The 13,954-nt window shown below is 63.0% G+C and carries 13 protein-coding genes; 12 read left to right on the top strand and 1 reads right to left on the bottom strand.

Annotation, left to right across the window (positions count from 1 at the left end):
* Window positions 1-15: 15 nt before the first annotated feature.
* The 3 genes from AC1RNN_RS04865 (at window position 16) to AC1RNN_RS04875 (ending at window position 4,154) form a co-directional block, all read left to right on the top strand.
* On the top strand, window positions 16-1,068 hold the full coding sequence (locus tag AC1RNN_RS04865; protein ID WP_493088159.1) for an ABC transporter ATP-binding protein: 1,053 nt from the start codon (window positions 16-18) through the stop codon (window positions 1,066-1,068).
* A gap of 159 nt (window positions 1,069-1,227) precedes the next feature.
* The gene (locus tag AC1RNN_RS04870) at window positions 1,228-3,540 is read left to right on the top strand and encodes an EAL domain-containing protein (RefSeq protein ID WP_493088157.1); all 2,313 of its coding nucleotides are present in this window, start codon (window positions 1,228-1,230) and stop codon (window positions 3,538-3,540) included.
* 74 nt (window positions 3,541-3,614) lie between these two features.
* Window positions 3,615-4,154, top strand: a complete 540-nt coding sequence (locus tag AC1RNN_RS04875) for a hypothetical protein (RefSeq protein ID WP_493088155.1) — start codon at window positions 3,615-3,617, stop codon at window positions 4,152-4,154.
* Window positions 4,155-4,209: 55 nt separating this feature from the next.
* Here AC1RNN_RS04875 and AC1RNN_RS04880 read toward each other — a convergent pair whose 3' ends face one another.
* On the bottom strand, window positions 4,210-5,067 hold the full coding sequence (locus AC1RNN_RS04880; RefSeq protein WP_493088153.1) for an IclR family transcriptional regulator: 858 nt from the start codon (window positions 5,065-5,067) through the stop codon (window positions 4,210-4,212).
* Between the two features lie 146 nt (window positions 5,068-5,213).
* On the opposite strand from AC1RNN_RS04880, the gene AC1RNN_RS04885 reads away from it, so the two are divergent.
* The 9 genes from AC1RNN_RS04885 to AC1RNN_RS04925 all read left to right on the top strand — a co-directional run bounded on the left by AC1RNN_RS04885 (window position 5,214) and on the right by AC1RNN_RS04925 (window position 13,940).
* Window positions 5,214-5,975 carry an SDR family oxidoreductase gene (locus AC1RNN_RS04885; RefSeq protein WP_493088151.1) on the top strand — a complete coding sequence of 254 codons (762 nt, stop codon included), beginning with the start codon at window positions 5,214-5,216 and terminating at the stop codon, window positions 5,973-5,975.
* A 26-nt stretch (window positions 5,976-6,001) separates the two neighbouring features.
* Window positions 6,002-7,513, top strand: a complete 1,512-nt coding sequence (locus AC1RNN_RS04890) for a sugar ABC transporter ATP-binding protein (protein ID WP_493088149.1) — start codon at window positions 6,002-6,004, stop codon at window positions 7,511-7,513.
* 27 nt (window positions 7,514-7,540) lie between these two features.
* The gene (locus AC1RNN_RS04895; RefSeq protein WP_493088147.1) at window positions 7,541-8,548 is read left to right on the top strand and encodes an ABC transporter permease; all 1,008 of its coding nucleotides are present in this window, start codon (window positions 7,541-7,543) and stop codon (window positions 8,546-8,548) included.
* Window positions 8,549-8,642: 94 nt separating this feature from the next.
* On the top strand, window positions 8,643-9,587 hold the full coding sequence (locus AC1RNN_RS04900) for an ABC transporter substrate-binding protein (RefSeq protein WP_493088145.1): 945 nt from the start codon (window positions 8,643-8,645) through the stop codon (window positions 9,585-9,587).
* A 159-nt stretch (window positions 9,588-9,746) separates the two neighbouring features.
* Window positions 9,747-10,601 carry a fumarylacetoacetate hydrolase family protein gene (locus AC1RNN_RS04905; protein ID WP_493088143.1) on the top strand — a complete coding sequence of 285 codons (855 nt, stop codon included), beginning with the start codon at window positions 9,747-9,749 and terminating at the stop codon, window positions 10,599-10,601.
* A 14-nt stretch (window positions 10,602-10,615) separates the two neighbouring features.
* A complete protein-coding gene (locus tag AC1RNN_RS04910) occupies window positions 10,616-11,908 on the top strand; it encodes an L-fuconate dehydratase (RefSeq protein ID WP_493088141.1) in 1,293 nt (430 codons plus the stop codon).
* Window positions 11,905-12,792 (top strand): L-fucono-1,5-lactonase, encoded by an 888-nt coding sequence (locus AC1RNN_RS04915; protein ID WP_493088139.1) that lies wholly within the window; start codon window positions 11,905-11,907, stop codon window positions 12,790-12,792. The genes AC1RNN_RS04910 and AC1RNN_RS04915 overlap by 4 nt, the downstream gene beginning before the upstream one ends.
* Window positions 12,793-12,813: 21 nt before the next feature.
* Window positions 12,814-13,590 (top strand): SDR family oxidoreductase, encoded by a 777-nt coding sequence (locus AC1RNN_RS04920; RefSeq protein WP_493088137.1) that lies wholly within the window; start codon window positions 12,814-12,816, stop codon window positions 13,588-13,590.
* A complete protein-coding gene (locus AC1RNN_RS04925) occupies window positions 13,587-13,940 on the top strand; it encodes an L-rhamnose mutarotase (protein WP_493088135.1) in 354 nt (117 codons plus the stop codon). Before AC1RNN_RS04920 ends, AC1RNN_RS04925 begins: the two co-directional genes overlap by 4 nt.
* Window positions 13,941-13,954 lie beyond the last annotated feature (14 nt).

Genomic DNA, 13,954 nt, shown 5'->3' on the forward strand with positions numbered 1-13,954 from the left:
GAATCGGATATTCATATGACAAACACAGGTATTTCCTTCCGCCAGGTCATCAAGCGCTATGGCGGCGCCAACAGTCCGCTGGTGGTGCGCGGCATCGACTTCGACGTGCCCAAGGGCACGCTCACCACCATCCTCGGCCCCTCGGGCTGTGGCAAGACCACCACACTGCGCATGATTGCGGGCCTGGAGACGCCTTCGGGCGGGCAGATCTTTATCGACGGGCGCGATGTGACCCAGTTGGGCCCGGCCGAGCGCAATGTGAGCATGGTGTTCCAGAGCTATGCGCTGTTCCCGCACATGACGGTGCTGGAGAACGTGGCCTATGGCCTCAACGTGAGCGGCGTGCCCAAGGCCGAGGTGAATGACCGCGCCCGCGCGGCCATGGCCATCGTGGGCCTGGGCGGCTATGAGGCACGCTACCCGGCCGAGTTGTCGGGCGGGCAGCAGCAACGCGTGGCGCTGGCGCGCGCGTTGGTGCTGGAGCCCTCGGTGCTGCTGTTTGACGAGCCACTGTCCAACCTGGATGCGCGACTGCGCCGCTCCATGCGCGAGGAAATCCGCAGCCTGCAGCAGCGCCTCAAGCTCACCGTGGCCTATGTCACCCACGACCAGAGCGAGGCCCTGGCGGTGAGCGACCAGATCATCGTGATGGACGGCGGCCTGATCGCCCAGGCCGGCAGTCCGCGCGAGCTGTACGAGAACCCGAAAACCGAGTTTGTGGCTGGCTTCATGGGCGAGGCGGTGCTGTTGGACGGCACCTGTGAGGCCGAGGGCGCGGTGCGCCTGGGGCCGCTGACCCTCAGCACCCCGCGGCGCATGGCACCCGGGCCGGTGAAGGTGGCGATTCGCCCCGAAGCCTGGGCGGTGCAGAGCGGGCACGGCCAGGGCCTGACGGGCACGGTGGCCAAGGCGGCCTACTTGGGCAGCTTTCAGGAACTGACGGTGGACACCAGCCTGGGCGCAATCTTTGTGGTGTCTTCCGACGCGCAGGGCAGCTGGAGCAGTGGCGATGCGGTCACCCTGCAGTTGGCCGAGCGTGGGGTGTCCGTGGTGGCGGTACAGGGATAAAAAGTGCCTCTAGCCCCTGTGGATATTGCGCGAGCAGCTACTAAAAGAATAGTGAATCAGGGGCCGCGGCACATGCGTTTGGCGGGAAACCTGTCCAATCAGTCAGTGCGGGCACGTAATTTGCATCGTGACAGTCCATAAATACGATATGGAACGTACATGGCCTCTTTCGTTGGAGCGCACTTGGAATATGCCCCAAAAATGGGCGTCTCGCCCTCTCTGCAGTCCAAGCTACGCGCCGACAACCCGCACCTGAGTGCCATGGAGGCCGCCGCTGGCTTTGGCCGCTGGTGGTATGACCGCAGCAGTCGGCAGGTGGTGGTCTCTGCCCATGCGGGGCAGCTGCTGGACGTCGCCAGGCGCCACCACCACAGCTTGGACGAAACCCTGACCTGTGTGGTGCCGGACGATGCGGTGCGTTTGCTGGCTCTGCTGTCGGGGCCGCAGCGCTTGTGCCGCGGGAGCCAGGAAATCCGGGTGCTGAGCCCGAACGATGGTATGCGCTGGCTGCGGGTTTCCATCCTCCCGGACGATGAGAACCACCCCACGCTGATCAATGGCATGGTGCAGGACATCAGCCAGATCAAGCATGCAGCGGTGCGCGAGCGCTTGGGCTTTGAGCTGACCGAGTACCTGGTGGGCACCCACGCCCTGGGGGAGGCGATTGACAACGTCATCCAGCTTATCTGCAAGAACCTGGGCTGGGAGTGGGGGGCTTATTGGTCCATGGAAGCCGCGCCGGGCGGCCCTGCGCTGAGCTGCAGGAATTCCTGGTACCAGCCGGACTTTGACTTGGCCGTTTTCAGCCAGGCCAGCGCCGAGCTCAACATGGCGGCGGGCGAAGGGCTGGTGGGCGAAGTCTGGGCGTCTGGCGAGGCCCAGTGGGTGGAAAACATGTCCACCGACCCGCGCTTTCTGCGCCGCGCCAGTGCGCGGGAGTGTGGCCTGTGGTCGGGCTACATCTTCCCGGTGATTTACGTCAGCGAGGACGGGACGCAGCACCGCCCCGGCGTGCTGGAGTTCTACAGCAGCCTCTCGCGCCAGCCCGAAGCCCAGTTGCCCAAGCTGGCCAAGACCATCGGCGCGCTGATTGCGCAAACGGCGCGGCGGCTGGAGAAAGAGGCCGAAATCCGCCACTTGGCCGAGGTGGACGAGCTCACGGACCTGGCCAACCGCGGCCATTTCTACGCCATGCTCGACGCCCGCTGCACCCAGGCCGCGCGTGCTGGCACCGCGTTCGGGCTCATGTACATCGACCTGGACCGCTTCAAGCCCATCAACGACGCCTTTGGCCACGACGCCGGCAATGTGGTGCTGCGCACCTTTGCCAGCCGCTTGCGCAGCGTGGCGCCGGCGCAGGCGGTGGTGGGGCGGCTGGGGGGCGATGAGTTTGCGCTGCTGGTGCCTTGCCAGCAGGATGCGGACCTGGCCCTGGTGGCCGAGCAGATTCTGGAGGCGGCGCGCGCACCTTTCCTCTACGAAGGCATAGAGCTCACGGTGTCGGCCAGCGTGGGCATCAGCCGCTTCCCCGACAACGGCCACACCAGTCCCGAGCTGCTGCGCAGCGCGGATGCGGCCATGTACCGCGTCAAGCAGAACGGCCGCAACAACTGCGATGTGTTCTCCACCAGCAGCCCCAATCTGTTGGCCCAACAGCAGGCCATGATTGCCCAGCGCCTGGCCATCGAGACCGAGTTGCACCACGCGCTGCAGGACAACGCGCTGTTTCTGGTTTACCAGCCGATTTTCGATACCGGTAGCGGACGCATGCACGCGGTGGAAGCGCTGATCCGCTGGCGCCGGCAAGACGGCACGCTGGTGCCACCAGACCTGTTCATCCCCATTGCCGAGCAAAGCCACCTGATTGTGGAGATTGACCAGTGGGTGATTGCGCAGGCCTGCCGCGACCTGGCCACCCTGCGCGCGGCGGGATTTGCGGGGCTGAAAGTGCACGTGAACATGGCGGCTACCGAATTCGCCAACAGCGCCTTGCCCGAGAACCTGCGTCGGCTCACCGCCGAGCTGGGGGTGGACCCCAGCAGTATCTCGCTGGAGCTGACCGAAGGCATGCTGATGAAGAACCCCGAGCAGGTGGTGCGCGTGATGCATGACCTGCGCAAGCTGGGCTTCGAGATCAGCCTGGACGACTTCGGCATGGGGCATTCCTCGCTGTCCATGCTGAAGAACCTGCCCATTTCATCCATGAAGGTGGACCGCTCGTTCGTGCGTGACCTGCCCACGCAGGAGCTGGACCGTGCCATCGTCAACACCATCGTCGATCTGGGCCAGCACATGCGGCTGGACGTGATTGCCGAAGGCGTGGAAACCCAGCCGCAGCTGGGCGTGCTGCGTGATGCGGGCTGCACGCTGATTCAGGGCTTTCTGCTCAGCAGGCCGCTGGATCTACAGGACCTGCTGGCGCAGTTTCCCGGTGGCAAGCGCCCCGCGTCGGCCGACCGGATGTCCGCCTGATACAAGTTTCACCCGTTTGGGGGATGGGCAAAGCCGTCACGCTTTTTTAGACTTCCTGCAAAGGGAGTGAGCGCGTGAACAAAAAAGAAGTGAAAGCCAAGGTGAATACCTTGCTGGGTAGCGGCGTGGGCAAAACGGCCGTGTTCCGGTTGTTGCAGGGCAAGGGCGTGCGGGACCGTGTGCTCGCGCACTACATCGCCTCGCATGTCGATGCCTCTGAGGTGGATGAACACGCCACCAAGATCGACCGCCTGCTGTGGCTGATGTACGCCACGGCGCTGCTGGGCTTGTGGGCGGGCTGGGGCATGGCAGCCAGCTTCGGGCCGGTGGGCAAGGGGGTGATCCTGTTGCTGTGTGCCGGGCTGCCGCTGTTGTTTGCCTGGGGTTTCTACAAGAACCTGGTGGGCTTTTACAACGCCTACATCGCGATGCAGGTTGCTACGTTGTCCAGTTTGTTCAAGGGCTTTGCGGCTGAGCCGGTGTCCACGCTGCTTGCCGTGGCCATCAACGTGGCGGTGCTGGCCTATGTCTGGTACGTGCGCTCCAAGTTGTTCCCGGATTTTGTGGTCCTCTCGCCCAAGAAGTCGTCGGGCAAGTATGTGTTTGTGACATGAGTCTGCCCCTGGCCCCCGTGGATATTGCGCGAGCAGCTACGAATTAAATAGCAATTCAGGCCACTTCCCGCGCCATGCCCTGCGTCAGCGACAGGGACTTGGCAGCTTCGCGCAGGTGTTCGCGCACGTCTTCCATCGTCGGGCCGATGTGGCGGTCGATGCGGCGGATGTAAGGGCAGGTGAGGGTGGCCAGCGCGCTGTTGTCCGGCCCGAGGATGGGGAAAGAAATATCCACCACGCCGAAGGACTGGGCCGAGTCGCGCTCCAGGTAGCCACGCTGGCGGATGGCAGCCAGCGTCTCCTGCAGTTTCTTTTCGGTGATGGGTACCTCGCCGTCCAGCGGCGTGTGCTCTGCCAGCATGCGCTGGTAGCTGCCGGGGTCCGAAAAGGCCAGCAACAAATGGCCGGAGGCCGTGTCCAGCAGACCCACGCGCGCGCCGCGCTGCACCGAGAAGCTCCAGCCGCGCGGGCTGTTGATCTGCGCGCTGATGAGCACATTGCCCCGGTCGTACACCCCCATGTGGCAGGACTGCTCAGCCTTGCGCGCGAAGTCATCCATGATGGGCAGGGCCTGGTTGATCAGGCGGCTCAGCGGTGGGTGCATGTTCGCCAGCGCGAACAGTTTCAGGCTCAGCGCGTAGCGGTCACCCGAGGGATTGCGCATCACGTACTGCCGCGCCACCAGGCGCTCCAGCATGCGGTAAATCTCGCTGGCGCTGCGGTCCATTTCCTTCACGATTTCGGCGCGCGTGAGGCCGTGTGGCTGCGTGGCCAACAGTTCCAGAATGTCCAGCCCCTTGTCCAGCGCCGGGGCACGGTAGCGGTCTTCCGGCGCCAAGATGGATTCGTCCAGCTCTTCGACTCTGGCGGCTGTCTTGGCCGGGCGGCCGCGGGGTTTGGGGGGCGTGGTCATGGTGGGCGCTTTCGAGGGAGGTTTTTATAGCAGAGCCATCGCGGCCTAGGGTAAGTACTAGGGCTCGCAGCGGCCAAGCTGCCTATGATTCTGCTTCATACATGAATTGTTTGTTCATATTTAAATATTAAATCGGAGTCTCAAGCATGGGTCAAGGTCGGCTGGCAGGTAAAACGGTACTCATCACGGCAGCGGCGCAAGGCATTGGCCGTGCCAGTGCCCTGGCCTGTGCGGCCGAGGGTGCGCGCGTGATCGCAACCGATATCAACCAGGCATTCCTGGACAGCCTGGCTGCCGAACACGGCGCCATCCAAACCGAGCTGCTGGATGTGCGCAGCGACGCCGCTGTGGCCGCCCTGGCCGCCCGCACCCCGGCGTTGGACGCACTGTTCAACTGCGCCGGCATGGTGGCCAACGGCAGCATGCTGGAGTGCACCGAGGCCGACTGGGACCTGAGCTTTGACCTGAACGTGAAAAGCATGTTCCGCATGACGCGCGCCTTCCTGCCGGCCATGCTGGCCAAGGCAGAGACCACGGGCGGCAGCGTCTCCATCATCAACATGGCCTCCATGGCCTCCAGCATCAAGGGCTTTGCCAACCGCTGCGCCTATGGTGCAACCAAGGCCGCGGTCATCGGCCTGACCAAATCGCTGGCCGCGGACTATGTGAAGGCCGGCCTGCGCGCCAATGCGCTGTGCCCCGGCACGGTGGACACCCCCTCGCTGCGCGGGCGCATTGCCAGCGCGGCCGACCCGGTGCAGGCCGAGAAGGATTTCATTGCGCGCCAGCCCATGGGCCGCCTGGCCACGGTGGATGACATCACGCCGTTGGTGGTGTTTCTGGCCAGCGATGAGTCGCAGTTTGTGACCGGGCAGGCGTTGCTGGTCGACGGTGGTGTCACCATCTGAGCCTTGACCACTTCCAAGGACTCTTTGTGACCCCTCTGGTTTCTGTCAACGAGCTGAGCAAGTCGTTCCCCGGCGTGAAGGCGCTGGACGGCGTGCGCTTTGACCTCCTGCCCGGCGAGGTCCATGCCCTGATGGGTGAGAACGGCGCGGGCAAGTCCACGCTGATGAAAATCCTGGCCGGCGTCTACCGCAAGGACAGCGGCCAGGTGTTGCTGGACGGCAAGCCCGTGGAGATCGAGAGTCCGGCCCACGCCCAGTCGCTGGCCATCGGCATCATCCACCAGGAGCTGCACCTGATGAGCCACCTCACGGCGGCACAAAACATCTTCCTGGGCCGCGAGCCGCGCAAGGCGGCCGGTCTGTTGCTGAATGAAGACAAGCTCAACGCCGATGCACAACAGCTGTTCGAGCGTTTGAACCTGGCCATGGCGCCGACCACGCCGATTGGCGAGCTCACCGTGGCGCGCCAGCAGATGGTGGAGATTGCCAAGGCGCTGTCGCACAAGTCGCGTGTGCTCATCATGGACGAGCCCACGGCCGCACTGAACAACGCCGAGATCGACGAGCTGTTCCGCATCATTCGCCAGCTCAAGAGCGAGGGCGTGGGCATTGTCTATATCTCGCACAAGATGGACGAGATTCAGCGCATTGCCGACCGCATCACCGTGATGCGTGATGGTGCCTACATTGCCACTGTGCCGGCGGCGACGCCCATGGCGGAAGTGATTGCCATGATGGTGGGGCGCAAGCTGGAGCAGACGGAGAAGACGATTCCCGATACCTCGGCCAACGAGGTGCTGTTGGATGTACGCGGCCTGAACCGTGGACGCGCGATCCGCGATGTGAGCTTCACCGTGCGGCGCGGCGAGATTCTAGGCTTTGCCGGCCTTATGGGCGCGGGCCGTACCGAGGTGGCGCGCGCCGTGTTTGGCGCAGACCCGATCGAGTCGGGCGAGGTGCGCGTGGCGGGGCGGCAGATTCGCCTGAAGTCACCCGAGGACGCGGTACAGGCGGGTATTGGCTACCTGTCGGAAGACCGCAAGCACTTCGGTCTGGCCACGGGCATGGATGTGGAGTCCAACATCACGCTGCCCAGCCTCAAGCGCTGGCTGAAGTGGGGCATCTTTCTGAACCGCCCGGCCATCACCGCCATTGGCCAGCAGATGGTGGAGAAGCTGCGCATCAAGACGCCTTCGCTCACGCAGACGGCCAAGCTGCTCTCGGGTGGCAACCAGCAGAAGGTGGTGATCGCCAAGTGGCTGGTGCAGGACTGCGAGGTACTGATTTTTGACGAGCCCACGCGCGGTATCGACGTGGGCGCCAAGAGCGAGATTTACAAGCTGCTCAACGATCTGGCCGCGCAGGGCCGCGCCATCATCGTGATCTCCAGCGAGCTGCCCGAGGTACTGCTGCTGAGCCACCGTGTGCTGGTGATGTGCGAGGGCCGCATTACCGGCGAGGTGCATGGCAGCGAAGCCACGCAGGAGAAGCTGATGGCGCTGGCCACGCAGCGCGAAACCGATGCCGCCGTGCACTGAGAAGCAGAAGAAAACAAGGCAATTGCAATGACACAACCCACCTCCGGTTCCTCTCCCTCCTGGCTGGCGCGCTTCTCGGGCGGCCAGGCCAAGCAAAAGCTGCTGGCCTTCGCCAGCCTGATTGCGTTGATCGTCGTGTTCACCGTGCTCAAGCCCGATGCCTTCATGACGCAGGACAACATCATCGGCATCCTGCAGTCAACCACCGTCATTGGCGTGCTGGCCATTGCCAGCACCTTCATCATCATCACCTCGGGCATTGACCTGTCGGTGGGCGTGCTCATGACGTTCTGCGCCGTGATGGCGGGCGTGTTCATGGTGAACCTGGGCGTGCCCATGCCGCTGGGCATTCTGTTGGCCATTGGCGTGGGAGCCTTGTGCGGCACGCTCTCGGGCCTGGCCATCACCAAGCTCAAGGTGCCGCCCTTTATCGCCACGCTGGGCATGATGATGTTGCTCAAGGGCGCCTCGCTCATCATCACCGGTACACGCCCCATCTATTTCAGCGATGTGGAAGGCTTTGACCAGATCGCACTGGGTTCGCTCATTGGCGACCTGATTCCTGCGCTGCCGATTCCCAACGGCGTACTTATTCTTTTTCTGGTGGCTGTGCTGTGCGCCGTCATCCTCAACAAGACGGCACTGGGCCGCTACACCTTTGCCTTGGGCAGCAACGAAGAAGCCGTGCGCCTCTCGGGTGTAAATGTGGATCGCTGGAAGGTCATCATCTACGCCTTTGCCGGCGGCATCTGTGGTATCTCGGGTCTGCTGATTGCCTCGCGCCTGAACTCTGCGCAACCGGCGCTGGGCCAGGGCTATGAGCTCGACGCCATTGCTGCCGTGGTGATTGGCGGCACCTCGCTCAGCGGTGGTGTGGGCACGATTCTGGGCACCATCATTGGCGCTTTCATCATGAGCGTGCTGATCAACGGCCTGCGCATCATGTCCGTCGCCCAGGAATGGCAGATGGTGCTGACCGGCCTCATCATCATTCTGGCCGTCTACACCGACAACCTGCGCCGCAGCAAGAAATAAGGAGACCGCGCCACGCTCCATGTCCTTCACTTTGCCCCTTGTTTTTCCTTTCCGTGATTCCGTGTGACATAACTTTTTTCAACAGGAGACAACCATGAACGCAAAAAGAAAACTGCTGGCCCTGACCGCCGGCTTGGCACTGGCTGGTTTTTCCAGCTTCGCATCCGCGCAAGAGATCTACATTCCCCTGATCTCCAAGGGTTTCCAGCACCAGTTTTGGCAAGCCGTGAAGCAGGGCGCTGACCAGGCCGCCAAGGACTACAAGGTGAAGGTCACCTTTGAAGGTCCCGAGACCGAACAACAGGTGGACAAGCAGATCGACATGCTGTCGGCCGCACTGGCCAAGAAGCCGGCCGCCATTGGCTTTGCCGCGCTGGACAGCAAGGCTGCCATTCCGCTGCTGAAGAAGGCCCAGGCTGCCAAGATCCCCGTGATCGCGTTTGACTCCGGTGTGGACAGCGACATCGTGCTGACCACCGCACAGACTGACAGCAAGGCCGCCGCAGCCCTGGCCGCCGACAAGATGGCCGAGAAGATTGGTGGCGAAGGCGATGTGGCCGTGATCGGCCACGACCAGACCAGCACCACCGGAACCGGCCGCCGCGACGGCTTTGTGGAGCAGATCAAGGCCAAGTACCCCAAGATCCGCGTGGTGGACATCCAGTACGGCGGTGGCGACCACCTCAAATCGGCTGAAATTGCCAAGACCCTGATGCAGGCCCACCCCAAGCTCAAGGGCATCTTCGGTACCAACGAAGGCTCTGCCATCGGCGCCGGCAAAGGCCTGAAGGAAGCCAAGAAGACGGGCGTGGTCATCATCGGTTTTGACTCCGGCAAGGCGCAGAAGGACATGATCAACGACGGCACCATCGCCGGCGCGATCACGCAAAACCCTGTGGGCATTGGCTACAAGACGGTGGAAGCAGCCGTGAAGGCACTCAAGGGCGAGAAGCTGCCCAAGATCATCGACACCGGCTTCTACTACTACGACAAGACCAACATGAAGGACGCCAAGATTGCGGCGGTTTTGTACGACTGAAGTCACCCCCTGAGCGGCTTTGCCGCTCCCCCCTCTCTCGCCTGCGGCGGGAGGGGGGTGCACCCTGCGGCCTGGCAAAGCCAGTTCCGCGGGTGCCCTGGATTGGAGAGATGCGGGCGTGTTTGCTGCCCTTTGTGTATTGATTGAAAAGGAAAGACTGTGAAACTTCTACGCTACGGATTGCCAGGTCAGGAAAAGCCCGGTGTACTGGACGCCCAAGGTCGCGTGCGTGACCTCTCTGGCGTGATTCCCGATGTGGCGGGCGCCGTGCTGCTGCCCGATAGCCTGGCGCGTCTGCGTGGCGTGAACCTTGACAGCCTGCCGCTGGTGGCCGGCACCCCGCAGCAGGACTTGCGCCTAGGTCCCTGCGTGGGCTCCGTGGGCAAGTTCATCTGCATCGGACTGAATTACTCTGATCACGCGGCCGAGAGTGGCATGCAGGTGCCACCCGAGCCTGTGGTCTTCAACAAATGGACCAGCGCCATCGTAGGTCCTGATGACAACGTGGAAATCCCCCGCGGCTCGGTCAAGACTGACTGGGAAGTGGAGCTGGGCGTGGTCATCGGCAAGGGCGGCCGCTATATCGAGGAAGCCGATGCGTTGTCCCACGTGGCCGGTTATTGCGTGGTGAACGATGTGTCCGAGCGCGAATACCAGCTTGACCGCAGCGGTACCTGGGACAAGGGCAAGGGCTGCGACACTTTTGGCCCGACAGGCCCCTGGCTGGTGACTGCCGATGAGGTGCCCGATCCGCAGGCCCTGGGCATGTGGCTGGAAGTGGATGGCAAGCGCTACCAGAACGGCCGCACCTCCACCATGGTGTACGGCGTGAAGTTTCTCATTGCGTACCTGAGCCGCTTCATGAGCTTGCAGCCTGGCGACGTGATTTCCACCGGCACCCCACCCGGCGTGGGCATGGGGCAGAAGCCGCCGGTGTACCTGCGTGCAGGGCAAACCATCCGCTTGGGCATTGACGGCCTGGGCACCCAAACACAGAAGACCACCCAGGCCTGAAAAAGCACGCTGATATGAGCAAGATCACCAATATGCGCGTCGTTGACGTGCGCTTCCCCACGTCCCAACACTTGGATGGTTCGGACGCCATGAACCCGGACCCGGACTATTCCGCGGCCTATGTGATCCTGGAATCTGACCAAGCCGGTCTCGAAGGCCATGGCCTGACCTTCACCATCGGCCGCGGAAACGAGATCTGCTGTGCCGCCATTGAAGCCATGCGCCACCTGGTGGTGGGTCTGGACATGGACTGGGTGGCGGCAGACATGGGGCGCTTCTGGCGCTACATCACCTCCGACAGCCAACTGCGCTGGATCGGCCCGGACAAGGGCGCCATCCACTTGGCCACGGGTGCCGTGGTTAACGCTGTGTGGGACTTGTGGGCGAAGATTGAAGGCGTGCCGGTCTGGGCGCTGGTCTCGCGCATGAGTCCTGAGGAAATCGTCAAGCTGATCGACTTCCGCTACATCACCGACTGCATCACACCGGATGAAGCCTTGGCCCTGCTGCGCGAGCGCGCTGTGGGCAAGGACGAGCGCTGGGCCACGTTGGAGCGCGAGGGTTACCCCTGCTACACCACGTCGGCCGGCTGGCTGGGCTACGACGACGAGAAGCTGCGCCGCCTCTGCAAGGAAGCCACCGATGCGGGCTTCAACCACATCAAGCTCAAGGTGGGGCGTGACAAGGCCGATGACATCCGCCGCTTGCGCATTGCGCGTGAGGTACTCGGACCAGACCGCCAACTGATGATCGACGCCAACCAGGTGTGGGAAGTGAACCAGGCCGTGGAGTGGGTGCGTGAGCTGGCATTTGCCAAGCCCTGGTTCATCGAAGAACCTACCAGCCCGGACGACATCGAAGGCCACCGCGTGATCCGCGAAGGCGTGCACCCGGTGAAAGTGGCCACGGGCGAGATGTGCCAGAACCGCATCATCTTCAAGCAGCTGATCATGCGCGGCGCCATTGACGTGGTGCAGATCGATTCCTGCCGCCTGGGCGGTGTGAACGAAATCCTGGCCGTGATGCTGATGGCCGCCAAGTACAACTTGCCGGTGTGCCCGCATGCCGGCGGTGTGGGCCTGTGCGAGTATGTGCAGCACCTGTCCATGATCGATTACCTCTGCATTGCCGGAACCCGTGAAGGCCGTGTGATCGAGTTTGTGGACCATCTGCACGAGCACTTCAAGGAGCCTTGCGTGATCGAGAACGCGGCCTATATGCCACCCAAGGCGGCTGGCTTCTCGATCGAAATGAAGCCGGAGTCGATTGCGCACTACACCTTCAAACCCGAGGCCCTGGCCGCATGAAGATAGATACCCACCAGCACTACTGGCGTTACCGCGCCGAGGAGTTCCCCTGGATCAGTGCCGCCATGCCGGCCTTGCAGCGTGACTGCATGCCAGTGGACTGCGATGCCGCCATGCGGGCGGCTGGCGTGGATGCGGTGGTGGCGGTACAGGCCCGCACGCTGGCAGCAGAGACCGATTTTCTGCTACGCGTGGCGGACCACAACCCGGAAGTGATTGGTGTGGTGGGGTGGGCCGATCTGGCCGCCCCTGATCTGGAGGAGCGTCTGGCGCAGTGGTGTGAGCATGCGGCTTTCAAGGGGCTGCGCCACATCCTGCAGGACGAACCGGACGTGGCTGCCTGGGTGGCCCACTTGGGGCACAACGTCGGATTGCGCGCACTGCAGCAGCGCGGCCTGGTCTATGAGGTGCTGGTGTTTGACCACCAACTGCCCAGCGTGGCGGAGTTCTGCGCCCGCCATGACCGGCACTGGCTGGTGCTGGATCACGTGGGCAAACCGGCTGTGCGCGACTGGAATCGAAACGCCGAAGTGTCACGGCGCTGGAGCAGCAGCATCCGTGAGCTGGCCACCATGCCGCACGTGGTGTGCAAGCTCTCCGGTGTGGTGACGGAGGCAGACTGGAGCCAGCAGCAGGGTGTGACGCCCGAGGATGCGAAGATCATCCTGGCCTGTTTCGACCAGGCACTGGAAGCCTTTGGCCCGCAGCGCCTGATGTATGGTTCGGACTGGCCGGTGTGCCAGCTGGCCGCACCCTACGAAGGTGTGCACGGTTTGGCGCACAAGTGGGCCAGCACGCGCCTGACCGTGCGCGAACAGGACGCCTTCTGGAGCGGCAACGCGATTCGCTGCTATGGCCTGAATGCGCAGGCCCTGGCCGATTGATTTTTTCAAGCAAGAGGTTTCATGGATCTGCATCTCAAAGACAAGGTGGTCATCGTGACCGGAGGGGCCAGCGGCATTGGCGCCGCCATCTCGCTCTCGCTGGCCGCAGAGGGTGCCATTCCCGTCATCCTGGGCAAGAGCCCCATGCCGGCAGAGTTTGCCCAGCAGTTGCAGGCCAAGGCCGTGCAACACCTGTTTGTGCAGGTCGAGCTGTCAGACGAAGCAGCCTGCCGCGCCGCCGTGGAGCAAACGGTGGCCCGCTTTGGGCGCATTGATGGCCTGGTGAACAACGCCGGCATCAACGACAACATAGGCCTGGATGCCGGGCGCGATGCTTTCGTCGGCTCGTTGGAACGCAACCTTATCCACTACTACGTGATGGCGCACTATTGCGTGCCCCATCTCAAGGTCAGCAAAGGCTCCATCGTCAACGTGTCTTCCAAGACCGCGGTGACGGGGCAGGGCAACACCAGCGGCTACTGCGCTTCCAAGGGCGCACAGCTCTCGCTCACGCGTGAATGGGCAGCAGCGCTGCTGGACGACGGCGTGCGCGTGAATGCGCTGATTCCGGCCGAGGTGATGACGCCTCTCTATGAGCGCTGGATCAACAGCTTTGACAACGCGGCCGAGAAGCTGGCATCCATCACGGCCAAGATTCCGCTGGGTCACCGCATGACCACCTCCGAGGAAATGGCGAGCATGTGCGTGTTTCTGCTGTCGGATGTGTCATCCCACACCACGGGCCAATGGCTGTTTGTGGATGGCGGTTACACGCACCTGGATCGGGCCCTGTCATGAGCGGCGCCGTCACACGTTACGCACTTGCACTGGATCTGGTCGACGACGCCAAGCGCATTGCCGAGTACGAAAAAGCCCATGAAAAGATCTGGCCTGAGGTGCGTGAGCACCTGCGCGGGCAGGGTGTGTTGCAGATGGAAATCTACCGCCTGGGCACACGCCTCTTCATGGTGATGGAGGTGGACCCGGCGGTCTACAGCGCCGAGCGCATGGCCCAGGCTTCGCTGGACAACCCGGCCATCGTGCGCTGGGAGACCTTGATGTGGACCTACCAGGCCCCTACGCCCTGGACGCCTTCGGGCGAGAAATGGGTGCCGATGGCGAAGATTTTCGATCTGGCTTCCCAATAAGCCTTACACCCGGC

The organism is Rhodoferax sp. GW822-FHT02D07 (genome assembly GCF_058802405.1).

Bases quoted from the DNA above. Each gene is read 5' to 3' on its own strand.
- AC1RNN_RS04910 (WP_493088141.1), top strand. From the start codon at position 10,616: ATGAGCAAGATCACCAATATGCGCGTCGTTGACGTGCGCTTCCCCACG.
- AC1RNN_RS04895 (WP_493088147.1), top strand. From the start codon at position 7,541: ATGACACAACCCACCTCCGGTTCCTCTCCCTCCTGGCTGGCGCGCTTC.
- AC1RNN_RS04920 (WP_493088137.1), top strand. From the start codon at position 12,814: ATGGATCTGCATCTCAAAGACAAGGTGGTCATCGTGACCGGAGGGGCC.
- AC1RNN_RS04885 (WP_493088151.1), top strand. From the start codon at position 5,214: ATGGGTCAAGGTCGGCTGGCAGGTAAAACGGTACTCATCACGGCAGCG.
- AC1RNN_RS04870 (WP_493088157.1), top strand. From the start codon at position 1,228: ATGGCCTCTTTCGTTGGAGCGCACTTGGAATATGCCCCAAAAATGGGC.
- AC1RNN_RS04915 (WP_493088139.1), top strand. From the start codon at position 11,905: ATGAAGATAGATACCCACCAGCACTACTGGCGTTACCGCGCCGAGGAG.
- AC1RNN_RS04925 (WP_493088135.1), top strand. From the start codon at position 13,587: ATGAGCGGCGCCGTCACACGTTACGCACTTGCACTGGATCTGGTCGAC.
- AC1RNN_RS04880 (WP_493088153.1), bottom strand. From the start codon at position 5,067: ATGACCACGCCCCCCAAACCCCGCGGCCGCCCGGCCAAGACAGCCGCC.
- AC1RNN_RS04865 (WP_493088159.1), top strand. From the start codon at position 16: ATGACAAACACAGGTATTTCCTTCCGCCAGGTCATCAAGCGCTATGGC.
- AC1RNN_RS04900 (WP_493088145.1), top strand. From the start codon at position 8,643: ATGAACGCAAAAAGAAAACTGCTGGCCCTGACCGCCGGCTTGGCACTG.